20 protein-coding genes are annotated in these 16,357 nt (G+C 38.8%); 5 read left to right on the top strand and 15 right to left on the bottom strand.

Translation table 11 applies throughout. From position 1 onward, the window contains the following. Positions 1-116: 116 nt before the first annotated feature. Both CVS89_RS04220 and CVS89_RS04215 read left to right on the top strand, forming a co-directional pair. Positions 117-770, top strand: a complete 654-nt coding sequence (locus CVS89_RS04220) for a uracil-DNA glycosylase family protein (protein WP_107847781.1) — start codon at positions 117-119, stop codon at positions 768-770. Beyond that, positions 767-2,038, top strand: a complete 1,272-nt coding sequence (locus tag CVS89_RS04215) for a hypothetical protein (protein ID WP_107847780.1) — start codon at positions 767-769, stop codon at positions 2,036-2,038. Before CVS89_RS04220 ends, CVS89_RS04215 begins: the two co-directional genes overlap by 4 nt. Before the next feature lie 12 nt (positions 2,039-2,050). Here CVS89_RS04215 and CVS89_RS04210 read toward each other — a convergent pair whose 3' ends face one another. From CVS89_RS04210 to CVS89_RS04150, 13 genes are all read right to left on the bottom strand, one after another. Next, on the bottom strand, positions 2,051-2,440 hold the full coding sequence (locus CVS89_RS04210; protein ID WP_009293669.1) for a YbgC/FadM family acyl-CoA thioesterase: 390 nt from the start codon (positions 2,438-2,440) through the stop codon (positions 2,051-2,053). A gap of 19 nt (positions 2,441-2,459) precedes the next feature. Next, positions 2,460-2,975: a threonine/serine exporter family protein gene (locus CVS89_RS04205; protein WP_009293668.1), complete on the bottom strand. Its 516-nt coding sequence runs from the start codon at positions 2,973-2,975 to the stop codon at positions 2,460-2,462. Further along, positions 2,968-3,750, bottom strand: a complete 783-nt coding sequence (locus CVS89_RS04200) for a threonine/serine exporter family protein (RefSeq protein WP_009293667.1) — start codon at positions 3,748-3,750, stop codon at positions 2,968-2,970. Before CVS89_RS04200 ends, CVS89_RS04205 begins: the two co-directional genes overlap by 8 nt. Further along, on the bottom strand, positions 3,734-4,213 hold the full coding sequence (locus tag CVS89_RS04195) for a DUF4149 domain-containing protein (protein ID WP_107847779.1): 480 nt from the start codon (positions 4,211-4,213) through the stop codon (positions 3,734-3,736). The genes CVS89_RS04200 and CVS89_RS04195 overlap by 17 nt, the downstream gene beginning before the upstream one ends. Before the next feature lie 10 nt (positions 4,214-4,223). Further along, complete coding sequence (gene prmC / locus CVS89_RS04190) at positions 4,224-5,036, bottom strand: peptide chain release factor N(5)-glutamine methyltransferase (protein ID WP_107847778.1); 813 nt, start codon at positions 5,034-5,036, stop codon at positions 4,224-4,226. After that, positions 5,026-6,228 (bottom strand): M48 family metallopeptidase, encoded by a 1,203-nt coding sequence (locus CVS89_RS04185; protein WP_107847777.1) that lies wholly within the window; start codon positions 6,226-6,228, stop codon positions 5,026-5,028. Before CVS89_RS04185 ends, prmC begins: the two co-directional genes overlap by 11 nt. Before the next feature lie 8 nt (positions 6,229-6,236). After that, positions 6,237-7,349, bottom strand: coding sequence for a hypothetical protein (locus CVS89_RS04180; RefSeq protein ID WP_107847776.1), 1,113 nt, complete (start codon positions 7,347-7,349; stop codon positions 6,237-6,239). 3 nt (positions 7,350-7,352) lie between these two features. Further along, on the bottom strand, positions 7,353-8,726 hold the full coding sequence (locus tag CVS89_RS04175) for a sodium-dependent transporter (protein WP_103613950.1): 1,374 nt from the start codon (positions 8,724-8,726) through the stop codon (positions 7,353-7,355). Positions 8,727-8,878: 152 nt separating this feature from the next. Then, positions 8,879-9,331, bottom strand: a complete 453-nt coding sequence (locus tag CVS89_RS04170) for a hypothetical protein (RefSeq protein WP_107847775.1) — start codon at positions 9,329-9,331, stop codon at positions 8,879-8,881. 65 nt (positions 9,332-9,396) lie between these two features. Beyond that, positions 9,397-10,200, bottom strand: a complete 804-nt coding sequence (locus tag CVS89_RS04165; protein WP_103612712.1) for a 3'-5' exonuclease — start codon at positions 10,198-10,200, stop codon at positions 9,397-9,399. Beyond that, the gene (gene rpe, locus CVS89_RS04160) at positions 10,197-10,844 is read right to left on the bottom strand and encodes a ribulose-phosphate 3-epimerase (RefSeq protein WP_009293926.1); all 648 of its coding nucleotides are present in this window, start codon (positions 10,842-10,844) and stop codon (positions 10,197-10,199) included. Before rpe ends, CVS89_RS04165 begins: the two co-directional genes overlap by 4 nt. A gap of 9 nt (positions 10,845-10,853) precedes the next feature. Beyond that, a complete protein-coding gene (locus tag CVS89_RS04155; protein ID WP_103607029.1) occupies positions 10,854-12,227 on the bottom strand; it encodes a prephenate dehydrogenase in 1,374 nt (457 codons plus the stop codon). Beyond that, entirely contained in the window at positions 12,224-12,970 is a 747-nt protein-coding gene (locus tag CVS89_RS04150) for a hypothetical protein (protein ID WP_107847774.1), read from the bottom strand. The genes CVS89_RS04155 and CVS89_RS04150 overlap by 4 nt, the downstream gene beginning before the upstream one ends. 180 nt (positions 12,971-13,150) lie before the next feature. Between CVS89_RS04150 and rpmB the strand changes: the two genes are divergently transcribed. From rpmB to CVS89_RS04135, 3 genes are all read left to right on the top strand, one after another. Continuing rightward, positions 13,151-13,342, top strand: coding sequence for a 50S ribosomal protein L28 (rpmB, locus tag CVS89_RS04145; RefSeq protein WP_002942221.1), 192 nt, complete (start codon positions 13,151-13,153; stop codon positions 13,340-13,342). A gap of 22 nt (positions 13,343-13,364) precedes the next feature. Next, on the top strand, positions 13,365-14,495 hold the full coding sequence (locus CVS89_RS04140) for a potassium channel family protein (protein ID WP_009293929.1): 1,131 nt from the start codon (positions 13,365-13,367) through the stop codon (positions 14,493-14,495). A 118-nt stretch (positions 14,496-14,613) separates the two neighbouring features. Beyond that, positions 14,614-14,820: a DUF465 domain-containing protein gene (locus CVS89_RS04135; RefSeq protein WP_021088212.1), complete on the top strand. Its 207-nt coding sequence runs from the start codon at positions 14,614-14,616 to the stop codon at positions 14,818-14,820. A gap of 20 nt (positions 14,821-14,840) precedes the next feature. Here CVS89_RS04135 and epsC read toward each other — a convergent pair whose 3' ends face one another. Then, complete coding sequence (gene epsC, locus CVS89_RS04130; RefSeq protein WP_103613944.1) at positions 14,841-15,392, bottom strand: serine O-acetyltransferase EpsC; 552 nt, start codon at positions 15,390-15,392, stop codon at positions 14,841-14,843. Positions 15,393-15,395: 3 nt separating this feature from the next. Next, positions 15,396-16,301 carry a cysteine synthase A gene (gene cysK / locus CVS89_RS04125; protein ID WP_012139961.1) on the bottom strand — a complete coding sequence of 302 codons (906 nt, stop codon included), beginning with the start codon at positions 16,299-16,301 and terminating at the stop codon, positions 15,396-15,398. Positions 16,302-16,357 lie beyond the last annotated feature (56 nt).

Below are 16,357 nucleotides of genomic sequence, written 5' to 3'. Positions count from 1 at the left end.
CTTAAAGTTAATATAAAAAGTGGGATTTTATCAAAGCAATACTTAAATTCCTTTGAATAAATCAGCCCGAAAAAACTATAATTTAAACTTTAAGTAAATCAAGTTATAATCCAAAAATGAAATTTCATAAAAATAAAGATCTCTTAGAAAAATTACTTTTTTTAAAAGCGATCGGTTACAATTTTATAGATGAAAATTTTCTTAATTTAAGCAAATATCAAGATTATAACAACATAGACGAGCTAAATAGTGAGATAAAAAAGTGCTCTCTTTGCTTTTTAAGAAATAGCTCAAAGTGCGTTTTTACTGGCTTTGGCGATAAAAATAGCAAGATAATGTTTATCTCGCTTTGCAAAAAAGATGATTATTTTGAAGGCACAAGCGGCAAAATTTTAGAAAAAGCTATAAATAATGGCTTAAATTTAGAAAAAGATAGTGTTTATATAAGCTTGCTTTTACGCTGTGAAATTTCAAATAGTGACGCGAAAAATCCAGCGTTAAAGAGCTCATTTGAGCTTTGTAGGCCATATCTTTTAGAAGAGATAAGGCTTATTAAGCCAAAAATTATCATCACTTTAGGAGAGGAAGCTTTCATGCATCTTTATCCAAATTTGCTCTCAAAGGGCGGATTTTCAGGCATAAGAGGAAGTATCTTAAAAGATAATAGCAGGTTTATAATGCCAACTTTTTCACCAGAGTGGATCAGTAAAAACCCAAGTTTTGAGAAAATTTACATAGATGATTTGAGAAAAATCAAGGGAGTGATATGAGAAAATTTTTACTTTTTCTAGCTATATTTGCGAGCCTTTTTGCGGCACAAGATGAGATGCAAGACACGCTTACTGACGAGCCAAAATTTGAAAGCAACATCACAAAAAATCAAAGCCTCTCAAATATCCCACCAGCAAAGATCACTTACATAAATTTAGAGCCAGAATTTTGCGACATCTCTTGCCTAAACGAGCTTGTAAAGAGCGATATGCTTGCTAGTTTTATGGCGAGATTTGAGCCAGCAAAGATAGATGATAGCGCGCTTTTGGAGCTTTACACATCGCTTGGCGGCGAGGCTGTTTTAAAGCTTGATGGCGCACAAAAGATCGCAGTTATTATCCCACAAAAGATCATAAAATCATACGCAAATGTCGTATCAAACGCTATTTTGAGCTACATCTTAAAGCAAGATGCAAATGTTGAAGTGAAATTTATAAATAGCAGCGACGAAAGTTTGCCTAGCCTTCAAAACGCGCTTCAAAACGCTAGAAACGAGGGTTTTATCTACTTCATAGCAGCCCTTACTCAAAATGGCGCAAACATGGTAAATTCTCTCATCTTGCCAAACGAACTCATCTACATCCCAAGCGTTCATAGCTCTTTTGTGACAGCTCCAAAGCCAAATTTGATCTTTGGCGGAGTTGATTACAAAGCGCAAATTTCAGCCCTGCTCGCTTTTGCCAACGAAAAAATAGTCGCCTTTGACGATGGCAGCGCGCTAGCACAAAAGCTAAACGAGTATGTACGCATGCAAAGTAGCGACTACTACGAGAGCTCGATCACTGGCAAAGATATAAATTTAAACAACACTTTAAGCAAAAAGTCTAAATTTGATAACGCAAGCGTCTTTTTAAACATCCCTATAGTTAAAGCTTCTCTTGTAGCAACGCAGATGAGAGGCTTTGAGATAAAGCCTTACGCGCTTTTAAGCACGCAGATAAATTTCTTGCCAAATATCTTTAGCGCCATCACGCAAAGAGACAGGCAAAACCTCTTTGTGGCAAATTCGCTAAATTCGCTTGATGAGAGATTTTTAGGGCTTGGAGATCTTTTTGGAGTTGATTTTAGATACTCACAGATCGGCTACTCAAGTGCCTTGGGAGTGGAGTATATCTATACAAATTTTATAAACAAAAGTGCCAGCAAAATTTTCACAGAGAGGGTTGAAGGCTCGCAAGTTTTATATGATGTGAAAATTTATGATACAAAAAGCGATCACTTTAATGAGGCAAATTCGCAGGAGCAAAACAGCACAAGCGGGATTTAGCAGTTTTGCTTGCTAAAATTTAACCTCATTTATAAAAGTTTTCATGCTCTCATCTATCTTTGCTAGTCTGCCCTCTTTCATAAAAGCTAGCGTGATAGTCGCTTTAAAGAGCACTTTTTCGGCATCTTTTTCATCAAATTTATAAATTTCTTGCTCTAAAACAAGGCTTGCCTTTTTAAGCTCTATGAGCTTTGTTCTCACAACAACCTCATCGCCAAGCACGGCTGAAGCGAGAAATTTAGCCTCAAGAGCTGAAACGACAAAGTATCCGCCCTCTTTTGTGAAATTTAGCCCAGCCTCAAAAAACGCCTCGCTTCTGGCTCGCTCGCAATATTTAATATAGTTTGTATGATAGACAATACCGCCTGCATCGGTATCTTCGTAATAAATTCTTATCTTCACAGCAAAGCTCCTTTAAATTTTATTTGCTCTTACTAGGCTTGCCTTTAGCGCCTCTAGTTATCGTAAGCGACTGATCATAAAATAAAATAAGCACCACCGAAACGCCCACACCTAAGGCTAGTGAGACCGTCGTAGTCGTGATAGCGTTATCAAAAAATATGATTAGATATTCGTTTTTCTTAGCGATACTTGTCTCATTTAAAAATGAAAAAAGTGCCAATATCCCCTTATACGCAAAAACTCCTGGCACCATCGGCAAAAGCGCTGGAAATGCGATGATCTCAGCTGGCACCTTTAGCCGTTTGGCAAAGAGCATGCCTAAAATTCCGCTCATAAAAGAGACAATGAGCGTTGCGACACTGATGTTAAAAAATCCCATCTGCATGATCCAAAAGCGGCTAGCATGCGCAAATGCAGCAAGCAAAGCGCAAAAGATGAGAGTTCTTTTTGGAGGCGAGCTAGCATAGGCAAAGCCCAGCCCAGCCACCGCAGCAAAGCCAGCATCTACAAGCGTTTCACTTAAAAGCTCAAACATTTAATATCTCCGCGCTGCTAAGCGTTAGCGTGATATAGACGCCAACAGCCATGCAAAGTATGAGGATACCCGTGCTTATGGCTCTACTGATGCCAACAAGGGTGTTATCATTTAGGATGTCAAAGACTGAATTTATGAGAAAAACGCCAGGCATCATAAAGAGCACAGACGAGCCTATCGCCACGTCGCTTGTATGTGTAAGCCCGTAAGATACGCCAAGATAGGCGATAAATGAGACGACAAAGGATGTCAGGACGTATTGAATTTTTAAATTTACGCCCATTTTTGCAAGGGCAAATTTAAGAGTGTAGCCAACAAGCGTTGCAAAAAATATGCAAACAACCGAGCCAGCATCGCCTCCAAAAAGTCTGCAAAATGCCGCATTTGCAAGGCTTATCAAGATAAGTGAGCTAGCAAATTTATTTGCACTGACACTCATTACACTATCAAAGCTCTCTTTAGCTTCGTCTAAACTTAAACCCTCATCTAAAATTTGCCAGCTAAGTGAGGATAGCTCGGAAATTCTATTAAAGCTAACCTGCCCTAGAGGGATCTTTCTCACATAAGTTCGGCGCAAGGAGTTATCCTGTGAGTCCATCACGCTAATGGTAAAATACTTCACAAAAATGGTCACGCTAACGTCGTATCCGTAGTGCTTAGCTATGCGGTCGACGCACTTTTCTACGCGCGCAGTGTATGTGCCAGCGCTCACCATCGCTGTCGTGTATTCGGCGAGAAAATTTGTTAAGATTTGGATATCAGGCTTGGCGTTCATCTTGGCTGATCTTAAATTTCACAAAAAACAAAATGAGCTGCAAAACAAGCATCACTTTCATCACATATTCGCTTGTGCTGTGCATCTTGGCAAACTCCGCTGTCTGCGTCGCCTCTGTGCCAAGGTCCTGAGCCTGCACGATAAAAGGCGTAAAGATAAAGACAAAGCTAAGTGCTAGGGCTAAGTTTAAAAACGAGAGCATAAATGTGCTAAATTTTAGTGAAAATGCAAGCTTTTTTCTTAGATCAAAGAGCTCGCTAACTGCCACAAATGCGCTTACAAATAGCAAAACATAGTTAAATTTTAAAAATATCTTTGTCATCATCTGCCCGCTCATAAAATGCGTGAGCACCCCCTCGCCTATGATGCTTTGCGGGAAAAATATGACTGGTGCGACCAAAATTCCAAGCGTTAGCTCAGTGCCGATCACCGCTGCTAATAGTAAAAAATAGATACTTCTCAACCTCTCTCCTTTATAGTTTTAATCTCGCGCAAAAGCCCCTGTCAAAGCCTGCTAAGTCCTTGTAAAATGTGCTTTTAAAGCCATTAAATTTTAGCGCCATCTCCATGCTAGCTCTTTGATCATATCCCATCTCGCAGGCGATATTTTTTATGCTGCGATTTCTAGCGATAAGGATGATGTTTTTTAAAATTTCATCTCCGACCTCGCCGCCAAATAGCGCCTCATGCGGCTCATTTATCACAAATTTATCAAGCTTATAGTCTCGCGCGATATAAGGTGGGTTTGAGACCAAAATGTCGATATCGCCTGAAATTTCATCTATGTATGAGCATTTTACAAAGTCGATTTTATCACTTACATTAAATTTGAGCGCATTTTTTTTAGCTAGTTTTAGAGCCTTTTCGTTTATATCGGTGGCTACTATTTTAGCGTTTGTTTTAAGGGCAAGCATGACGCTTATTATCCCGCTACCAGTGCCGATCTCAGCGATCTTTGGCGCTTTGTAGTTGCTTGCTATCTCTAGCACTTTATCGACTAAAATTTCAGTCTCAGGGCGCGGTATCAAAACGCCACTTTCTACCTCAAACTCCAGCCCATAAAAGCCAGCCTTGCCGGTAATGTACTCAAGTGGCTCGTAGCTTTCAAAGCGCTTTACAAGGGCAAAGTAGCCGCTCTCATCAAATTCGCTCTTTTGGTTTAAAAATATCCACTCAACGGTCACATCAAGGTAGCTCATGAGCAAAATTTTAGTCACCCTGCTTGGGTTCTCACAAAGTGGCTTTAGCCTTAAATTTGCTTCTCTTAGAGCCTCTTCAACTCTCATTTTCTAGCTCATTTATCCGCTCAAAAAGGCTTGGATGCGAGTGATAGACAAATGAGTAAAGCCAATGCGACTTTGGAAATGCTTTGTTTTCGCTGCCAAGCTTGGTTAGGGCGTTTATCATGTCAGTTTTGTTTGAAATTTCTTTTGAAAATCTATCTGCGCCAAATTCATTTTTGCGGCTAAAGTGCGAAATGATCGGCGAAAAAAGAAAGCTAAAAATAGGCGAGAAAAGCACCAAAAAGATGATGATGCTAGCGCCATTTTGCCCAAGTCCTATCGCCTCGTATGCGCTTGCGCCAACGTTTCCAAAGATGAAAAATAGACAAAATAGCATAATGGCACTTAGCGCTATCATCTTTAGAATATCTTTATGCTTAAAGTGCCCAAGCTCGTGCCCCAAAACCGCCACGATCTCTGCGGTGCTTAGCTTTTTTATCAGCGTGTCAAAAAGCACCACTCGCTTTGTCGCTCCAAGCCCGCCAAAATAGGCATTTAAGCGGTTGTCGCGCTTGCTAGCATCTATCGTAAAAACGCCGCTACTTTTAAAGCCACATTTTGTAAGCAAACCCTCTATCTTGCCCTTTAGTTCGCCATCTTCAAGCGGTGACATTTTGTTAAAGATAGGTGCGATGAGCGTTGGATATATTAAATTTATAATTAAAGCGATGCCAAAACTTAGCAAAAACGCCCAAAACCACCAAAAATCGCCAAGAAAATTTATACATAAAAGCACGAGCCAGACGAAAGCCGAGCCAAAAATGAGCATTAGCGCTAGCGACTTAATAGTATCAACCAAAAATATCTTTGCACTCATATTTGAAAAGCCAAGTTTTTTATCTTTTACAAAGCTCTCGTATATATTTAGCGGCAGATCAAGCAGCGACGAGATCAGCAAAAAGCTCATCACAAAGATGATATTTTCAAACGTAGTGCCCTCTTTTATGCAAGCGTTTGAGAGCATTTTTAGCCCAAAACTTATCCACACAAAGAAGATAACGGCGTGATAGATGAGGCTAAAAATTTCAAATTTTAGATTTGTCACGGCGGCGTCTGCAGCGTTTTTGTATTCGCTCTCTTCAAGCACCACTGGCTCTTTTTTGGCTTCAGCTCTTACAAAGCCGATCTGCAAATTCGCCAAAAAAAGCTTAAAAATCACATAAAAAATATAGATAGATAAAAGTGTATAAAACATATTCTCCCTTAAATTTCATAAAGACTAAAGCAGCCATAGTCCGTTCTAACTGCGAGCTTGCCATCTATAAATTTAGCCTCGCAGCTTTTCACGACATGATCTAGCGTAAATTCAGCTCTCACATCACCACTTTTTAGATTGATAGCATAGCCCCTGCTTTGATCTATCACCACAAGCTTGCCAGCCTCCGCGCAAAACTCGCTCGCTCTTAGGTACTCATCCTTTATCCAAGGCTGCTTTGTCACCTTTGCACTCTTGATATCAAGGCTTAATAGCTTGTTTTCAAGATGTTGCCTAAGTAAAAGCGTCTTTTCGTCCAAAAAGCAAATTTTATCTAGCACGCCAAATTCTGCTCTTAGCTCGCTTAAAATTTCGCCATTTTTTGCATTTAAAATTTGCAGCTCATTTTCTTTGGTGCAAAGAGCAAGCATGCTAGCATCCGCACTAAGAGCTGTGCAAAGTATCGGCACGTGGTTTTTTGTGCTGCATTTATACTCGCCAAGTTTTGAAATTTTACCCTCACAAAAAGTAAAAATCTGCCCAAACATACCAAAAATAGCCACGCCGTTTGAAGCACAGATAAAGCTTGCTATCTCGTTATTTCGCTTGAGATTTTGCTCGGCTAAAATTTCACGAAATTTAGCATCTTTTGGCTCAAAAATGTAAATTTCATGGTCAAGGTCTAAAAGTAAATTTTCGCCTACATGCTCGGCATGCCACGCGAGCGGCTTTGGCAAGGCGATCTGCTCTTTTATAGTGCCGTTTCGATCAAGCTTCACCAAAAGATCGCTAGGCTTGCCTCCATCTTTTTGACCGCCACTTTTATAAACGTAAATTTCATCTCTTAAGCCTGCAAACGAGAGCGCTCCAGTGTATCCGCCGCCGATATAAACGTGCAGACTCGCTTCACCAGTCTTTGCCTCGCTATCTTGCAAGTTAAAGCCCTTTTTTAGGCTCTCCCACTCTTTTTTGACGCAGGCTTTTTTAGCCTCCGTCTCGCTTGCAAATTCTTTTTTACTCTGCTTTGTTTTGCCGCCTTTTTGGCTCATGCTCACTAAGGCATTATCTTCTACGCTAAGTCTTAGGCGCTCACCACTATCAAAATTTACAAGCTCACGCATATTTTACTTCAAAAAGTTGTCGTAAAAACTGCTGATAAATAGCACCAAAATGACAAAAGGCACGATAAATTTGATATAGAAAAACCAAATATTTATAAGCTTTGCGTATTTTTCACTGCCTTGCAAGATCTCTTTTTTCGCTTCATCTTTTAGCACCCAGCCCACAAATATCGCACATCCAAGTGAGGTTAGCACGAAAAATATGGTAGCACTTATTGCGTCGTATGCGTCAAAGATATTTTTACCAAAGATACTCACGTGGCTTAGTAAATTTGTAGCCATAAGTGATGGTAAATTTCCTAGCACGAAAATGACGCTAAGCACTAAAAATATCGCTTTTTTGCGTTTTATCTTAAATTTCTCTTGCAGCGTTGTAATGATTACTTCATATATCGGTAGCGACGTCGTAAGCGCAGCTATCATAAGAAGCGCGAAAAACGCCACCGCGAAAAATCCGCCAAACGGCATGTGCGAAAAGACGATCGGAAGCGACTTGAAAACTAGGCTAGGACCGCTATCTGGCGAGACTCCGTAGCTAAAGAGCGACGGAAATATCATAAAGCCAGCAAGCACGGCTATGACGGTGTTTAAGATGCCTGTGATGATAGAAATTTTAACTAAGCCTTCGTCTTTTTTCACAAAGCTTGAGAGCGTTATCATCACGCCAAATCCAAGCGAAAGCGCAAAGAAAACCTGCCCCAAGACCTCAACAAAAAGTTTTAAGTTTATCTTTGAAAAATCAGGCGTTAAGTAAAATTTCACACCCTCCATCGCACCCCCAAGCGTGATATTTTTAGCGATCATGACTAGCATTAAGATAAAAAGAAGTGGCATTAGGTATTTTGCTGAGCGCTCGATGCCGCCAACTGCGCCTTGCACCAAGATAGCGTAATTAACTAGCACAAAAACAAGGGTCGCAAAGCTGATGGCTAGTGGGTTGCTGACGATATTTTGCTCGTAAAATGCGCTAGTTTGCTCAAAGCTCACGATGTGCGAGAGATCAAGCAGGCCAAATGAAATTTGAGCGATATAGTTTAAGACCCAGCCACCGATAACCATATAATAAGCCATAATGCCAAATGCGCCCACAAGCCCCATCCAGCCCACTATCTGCCACTTTTTGCTGATCTTTTTGCCATTTATCGTGCCGCCAAATGCGTCTACGGCGTTGCACTTTAGTCGCCTGCCGATGGCGTTTTCAACCAAAATCATAGGAATACCAATGACTATCATCGCTATGCAAAACACGAGAACATAGGCCCCGCCGCCGTTTTGACCGACCAAGTAAGGAAACCGCCACGTCGCGCCAAAGCCGACCGTAGCCCCTGCAACAGCTAAAATATATGTAAGTCTTGAACTCCACGATTTTCTATCCATATTATCTACCTTTGTGAAAAATTTGGATTATATAAAAAAAATGATTAAATTTTGCTAGCAAAAGGCGATGCTTGCGTGTAAATTTGACTTTTTTGCTAAATTTTAGGACTTTTATGGACGGAATTTATTTTTAAATTTGCGTGTAAATTTATTCAAAAAGTTTGTTTATCTAAAACGCCAAATTCTACGTATCCCTCCATCGCAATGAGTAATATCCAGCCCTCTTTTAGGCTGCAAAAATAGTGATGTTGTGGGACATTTTCAACCATAAATTTTAAAAGATCATAAAAGCATTCAGGTGCAAATTTAAGCTCTACGCTTGTTAGACCATCACCAACGTAGCCTATCTCGCCACTTAAAATTTTACTTTGAATGCTTGTGAGTGAGCTTAGAAAATTTTTAATATCAGCAAAATTTTCATAATCAGCCGTTTTATAATCTTTTAAATTTTGCAAAAGTGGTTTTGAACCGACAAAGGTAAAATTTCGCTCTATAAAATTTGCTACATCATCGCTTTTGTGCCATTTTTGCCCCAAATTTGACAAAAAAGCAAGCACCTCGTCATCAGCTGAAGCAAAATTTGAAACTGAACTTTTCTGGCTCATTTGCCTCTTTTTTTACAAAATCTCTGCAAATTTTAGTAAATAGCCTATCTGACATATATAAATTCTTACTCTAATCCGCGTAAAACTGGCTCTGGTTTTAGCTTTACGCTTGGGGCATTTTTGCTAAAGTTTATAAGGTCCTCTGTCGTTTGGATACTAAAAGGTAGGCGTGTGAGGCAGACTTTAAAGATTTCGGCCGCTGCTATTGCGTCATTTAGGGCTCTGTGGTGGGTGTTATTTATGCCAAGGAGTTCTTTTAGCGAGCCAAGACCGTATTTTTGCGAGGCGATGGTGCGGCGGCTAAGATCGATGGTACAAAGTTTTCTGTTTAGCAGTATGCCAAGGCCGATCTCATTTAGACTATGCGAGATAAATCCGTAGTCAAAATTTACGTTGTGCGCGATAAAGACGCTAGTTCCAAGAAAAATTTTAAACCGCTCCAGCACGTTTAGCAAATTTGGCGCACCAACTAGATCACTTGCCTTTATACCAGTTAGCTCTGTGATATTTTCAGGCACCGCACTAGCTGCCACAAAGCTTTCAAAGCGCCCTATTTCGGTGCCATTTTTCATTTTTATAGCGCCTATTTCTATGATCTGGCCATTTGTCGTGCCACCAGTCGTTTCGATATCCACGACGCAGAATTCCTGCTCGCTAATATCTCTAAATCTCGTGCCAAGCTCGATCTCATTATCTTCGTTTCTAGTGATGTCAAGCCCAAGAGTTCGCCACATATCAAGGTCGCGCACGTCTATGAGCGATGAAATTTCCTCGATATCGCCAAATCTTAAAATAAACTCGTGATAGCCTAAATTTTGCCTAGCTAAAATTTCAATGCTATTTTCTAAACGCTGTTTTTTTGGTTTCAAAACTCAAGCTTTATGGCGCGGATGGCTTGTTCGTAAGAATTTGATGAGAAGATATAGCTGCCAGCCACCAAGACATCAGCTCCAGCCTCTTCAAGATCAGGCGCATTTAGTCCGTTTACGCCGCCATCTACTTCGATGAGGCACTTGGCGTTTTTGCGCTCTATTAGCTCCCTTAGCGCCCTTGTTTTCTCAAGCACGACTGGCATAAATTTCTGACCACCAAAGCCAGGATTTACGCTCATTAAAAGCACCATATCAACTTCATCGATGATGTGCTCGATTGCACTAACTGGCGTGTGCGGATTTAGCACGATGCCAGGACTTACGCCGTTTTTTCTGATGTGATCGATGAGCCTCATCGGATGCTTCTCTTCTTCTATGTGAAAGGTTAGAAATTTTGGCTTTAACGGCAAGAAAAGGTCAGCAAAAAATGAGTTATTTTCAACCATCAAATGAATATCAAGTGGCTTTGTAGCAGCCTTTGCAACAGCACTTACCACGACTGGTCCGATGGTTAAATTTGGCACAAAATGCCCATCCATAACATCAACATGCACCAGATCGCACCCAGCCTCGCAAATGGCTCTTATCTCAGCTGCTAAATTTCCGAAATCAGCCGACAAAATACTAGGTGCAACGTACATTTTAAATCCTTATTTACTTATAAATATAAAGCCCGTTTCCCCATCTTTCACATTTAGTCTGGTTATAATCCCTACGCTACTACGATCAAAAAACATTTCATCAGTCAGAAACTTAGGTAGGCTAACTTTTACTTCTATCTCTTTTTGCCAGAGTTGGGCTAAAATTTTATTTGTAATGATACTAAAAATTTGAGAATATCCGCTTAAATAACCATCTAAATCATCTTTATCTGACATAAATATTGAACAAATTTTATCAAGTCTTTGTTTTTTTAACCCAAACAATATTCTCATATCAATATCGCCATAAAATTGGACACAAACACGCAAGAATTCGCATTCACCTTCTATATCAAAGGTGCCAGCTTTTGTATCTACACACAAAGTATCTTGTTCAACCAAAGACGAAATCGTCTTACTCACACATTGTATAACATAGGGTGAAATTTGTGTAGCTGCTTTACTTATATTTGCTGGCTCTATATCAAAAGTTCTCTTTTCAAGATATAAAACAGAATTATCTTTATAAAAATCATACAAATTTTTATATATTAATATGTTTGAGCCCTTCAAATTTGTTGTCAATTCGTTTGACAAATTTGCTTCATTGACACCACAAAGCGATATAAAAGCACCATTTTTTTGAGCAGTATTTGCAAGGTTGATTAAAAAATTTGCACCTCTTATATTTAAAGCACATGCGATATTTACCCATAAGATAAAAAATTTATATCCGATCCTTAACATTATATTATGCATTTCTAGATCAAAATTCTCTACAAAGTCTGAATCGATAAATCCTCGCACAGAGTAAATTACAATCCCGCCTTTTATAAATGTATCTATTCGCTTTTGGCTTAGTTTAATATGGTTTAGTGGCGATACCACACAAGTAAACGAACTTTTTTTACTATTAAATTCGTTAATATCTTTTGCTTCCACTACATCATATGTACGGTCTTTTAAATATTCTGCTAGATAGTGTCTATACTGCTCAGTTGGGTTATAGACAAGTACTTGAGAATTTGTCTCACTTATAAATTTATTTAAAAACAAATCCGCAATTAGCTCGTTTTCAAAAAGTGAAATGTTTAGGATATTTTTTACAGTTTTGATCATTAGCTCGTAAAAAATCTCATTGTAATCGCAAATAGCAAGTGTAATACCAAGTTTCTGCGCTTCTTCGCTTAAATTTTCAATAGCTCCGCTAAGCCAAAGAGGACTAAAAAAAGTAACATTTTTTAAAGAAAGCAATATAGCATCAACATTGCGCGAAGATATTTGACCAATATGCTTATCACTTAGTTTTAACGGAACCATATTTACTTCTAAAAATCCAAATGGCCTCACAATGGCTATTGAGCCGTTAAATGTCAGCTTCATTTTTGTATCGCTTTTTTTATAAATATTATGCTTTGCATATCTGCATGAACACTAACATCTAAAATTTTATCAATGCCAAACTCATAAAACTCAGGTCTGCTGGCTTCATAAGAAAGTAAAATTTTAAAATAGTAAAGCATTTTTCGATCATCTTCACTCAGTGAATTTTGTTCCATATTCATCGCTTTTAGTACGATCTCCCAAAGGCTAAAGCCGTACCTTTTTTGTAAAATTTTATTGTAGCTTACATCGGAGTATAAAACTATATCAGAAACAGGATATGGATACATCGAGAAAAGTTTTTCGCAAATTATCAGGCAAGCTAAAGAATAAGAAGCGAACGGCAGATAGACACGAAATTTATCATCAAAAGTATTTATGATCCTTACCCAATCAGATAAAATTTTAGAGTTAAATTCTATTAAATCAATAATTTTTAAATTAAATACTCTGTAAGTTTTAGGAGATTTTAAAAATATAAAATAAGAAAGCACGATCGATCTAAAAAGATCGATACCTAGCATATTTGCTGCTACTGTTATATCTTTGCCATCATAAGGAATTTCAAGCTTGATGCGTTTAAAGACAGATTCAAAATAGACCCTAAATGAAGCTGTGTTTTCCAAAATAGCACTTGCTGCAACCAAATCACCAGTAGTTAAACATTGCTCTACTTTATCAAAAAGGCTTGGCATCTGTAAAACAATATTAACGTTTTTTTCTATTAATTCTCTACTAAGCATACTAAATCACTTAAAATTACTTAAATATTTTGATTTTTTTATAATAAAAAATATTATTTTAACTAGATTATTAGTAAAAATCAACTTAATCTTTAACAAAAAAAAAAAAAAACGATTTAAGCAATGCTTTTGTTTTATTTAGATAAAATCAGCAGAAATTTTTGTTTATAAGGAAAAAAAATGTCAAAAAGATGTGCGATAACTGGCAAAGGACCAATGGTAGGCAACAACGTGAGCCACGCCAACAATAAAACCAAAAGAAGATTTTTACCAAATCTTAGAACTATCCGTGTTACTCTAGAAGATGGCACAACAAGAAGAATAAAAGTTGCTGCTTCTACCCTAAGAACTATGAAAAAGCAGTCAAACTAAGAGATAAAATGAAGAGGAATTTATGTCTTTTCTCTCAAGACTTTTAAAATTCCTCAACTGGTCAAACTCCGCAAAACCAGAAATAAGCCTAGATACTGAGCTTTACGAACAACTAAAACCTTTTAGATTTCCACTAATTTCAGTCGTACTACTGTTACTTTTTGGAACACTTGGTTATATCTTTATAGATAACTTCTCTCTCATAGATGCCTTTTACCAAGCAGGTATGACCTTCACGACGGTCGGTTTTACCGAAGTTGCGCCCATAACTCCAAAGGGGCGAATTTTTACTATAACATTTATCCTTGTTGGCTTCATCATTTTTACGCTATCAATCGGTATCGTTGTAGAAGTTCTAAAAAGAGGCACATTAATTAGCATTTTAAAGGAAAGGCGTATGCTTTACAAGATCGCAAGACTAAAAAATCACTTCGTTATTTGTTATCACAACCTCTACACGATCGAGCTTAGTGCTCAGTTTCGCGAAAATCACATACCATTTGTAGTGGTTGATGACAGAGAAGATATCGCAGAATTAGCTCAAATTTACAAGTATCCATACTTTATAAAAGCTCAGCCTCACACTCAAATCGCCTTTTTAAAAACGCATCTATCAAGTGCAAAAGGACTAATCACTCTTAGCCCAAATATAGCTGACAACATCGCACTTATAGCATCTGTTAGACTTTATGAAAAAGAGATAGGCCGCAAAAAACCTTACCATATCATCACAAACTCCGATAGTGAAGATGACACACAAAGGCTTAAAAAACTTGGTGCTGACAACGTCGTAAGCCCATCTCGCCTAGTCGCACAGCGTCTAAGTGCCATGAGCGTAAGACCTGATATGGAAAATTTACTCGAGCAATTTCTATACACAAAAAGCTCGCCTATCGACATAGAAGAAATTCTTGTGCCTGACTACTCTTGGATAAGGTTTAAAAGACTAAAAGAGACACACCTAAGAAATATCACAAATGCTGACGTGGTAGGCATTAGAGACATAAATAACAAATTTATCCCGATGCCAAATGGTGACACTCTAATTGGCACAGGCACAAAGCTTTTAGTTATCGGTACAGTTGATGGCATACGTCTAACCAAACGCCTAGTAAAGAGCAAACACAAGCCAGAAGAGCTAAAATACGTTTAGTTTTTTGCATTTTGTGATAAATTTGACTTAAATACTAAGCTTTTATAGATCTAAATTTGGATAGCCAAACATTTACAAAGCCTTGTTAAAATTTATAAATTTTTTACAGGAGCTACGTATGTTACACGAATACACTGATCTCATAAATGAGTTGAAAAAGGTTGATGTTCATTTTGCCGCACTTTGCAAAAAGCATGACGAGCTAAATGAAAAGATAGATAGCAAAGCAGCACAAGCCTCTGAGCTTGATGCCTTGAAAAAAGAAAAATTAAAACTGAAAGATGAAATTTACGCTCAAGTTTTAAAATACAAAGAGCAAAAATAATTTTTATTTAGAATTTCAGTTTAAATGATAAATTCTGGCTCAAATTTCGTCCCATTTACTCTGACAACTCTTGCTGGTATGCCAACGACAGTTGCGTTTGCTGGGACGTTTTTTAGCACGACTGAGTTTGCACCGATCTTAGCATTTTCACCGATCGTTATAGCACCAAGTATCTTTGAGCCAGCAGCGATAGTCACGCCATTCTTAACGGTTGGATGGCGCTTGCCACACTCTTTGCCAGTGCCGCCAAGTGTCACTTGATGATACATCATCACATCATTACCGACCTCAGCCGTCTCACCGATAACCACGCCCATGCCGTGATCTATGAAAAATCTCCTACCGATCTTCGCTCCCGGGTGGATCTCGATGCCTGTTAAAAATCTTGCTATTTGCGAGATGAGTCTAGCTAGAAAAAACCACTTTTTCTCATATAAAAAATGAGAAATTTTGTGAAACAAAACCGCATGGATGCCAGGAGTGTTTATAAGTATCGCCAAAAAGCAACAACTATGCACCGATGGGTCTTTTTCACGGACGGTTTGAACTAGCTCTTTTAGACTCTCCCACATATTTTACGCTCCGTAAAGCTCTGTACTTAGGTATCTCTCGCCGTTATCTGGAGCTATGAAAAGCACTTTTTTGCCAGCGCCAAGTCTTTTAGCCACCCTTTTTGCAGCCACGTAAGAAGCGCCGCCACTTATGCCTATCATCAAGCCATCGCTCTTTGCGATCGCTCTAGCTGCGTTTAGTGCGTCATCATTGCTTACTTTTTCTACTTCGCTAACTAGGCTCATATCCATTGTATTTGGTAAAAATCCAGCTCCGATGCCTTGAATTTTATGTGGTCCTGGGTTACCGCCACTTAAAACTGGTGATGCTTCAGGCTCTACTGCGATGATCTTAGTGTCATAGCCTTTTTCTTTTAGAACCTTTGCCACGCCGCTTATAGTGCCGCCTGTGCCAACGCCTGCTACAAAGGCATCAAGCTTGCTAAAATCAGCCACAATTTCAGCTGCTGTTGTTAGCTCGTGAGCTTGTGGGTTGTACTTGTTTTCAAACTGGCTTAGCATTACGTGATTTGGCTGAGAAGCTAGCTCAGTAGCTTTTGCGATCGCTGCTTTCATACCGCCAGCTGCAGGAGTTAGCTCAAGATGAGCGCCATAAGCTGCAACGATCTTGCGTCTTTCGATACTCATGCTCTCAGGCATGCAAAGGATCACTTTAAAGCCAAGTGCAGCACCGCACATAGCTACGCCGATACCTGTATTTCCGCTTGTTGGCTCAACGATAGTGTCGCCATGTTTTAGTGTGCCATCAGCTAGCATTTTTGTGATCATATTAAATGCGATTCTATCTTTTACAGAGCCGCCTGGGTTAAAAAACTCTAATTTTACGTAAATTTCAGCCTCGTCAGCACCTGTTTTAACCTTTACGATAGGTGTATTACCGATCGTTTTAACGATATTGTCGTATATCATTGCCTCTCCTAATATAAATTTTACGTAAATTTAGCATAGAATTTAAAATAAAACAT

Origin of the sequence: Campylobacter concisus (assembly GCF_003048615.2) — a bacterium.
Classification (GTDB): domain Bacteria; phylum Campylobacterota; class Campylobacteria; order Campylobacterales; family Campylobacteraceae; genus Campylobacter_A; species Campylobacter_A concisus_C.
Note: the sequence above shows the minus strand (reverse complement) of the source record. Positions and strands in the feature narration are given on the sequence as shown.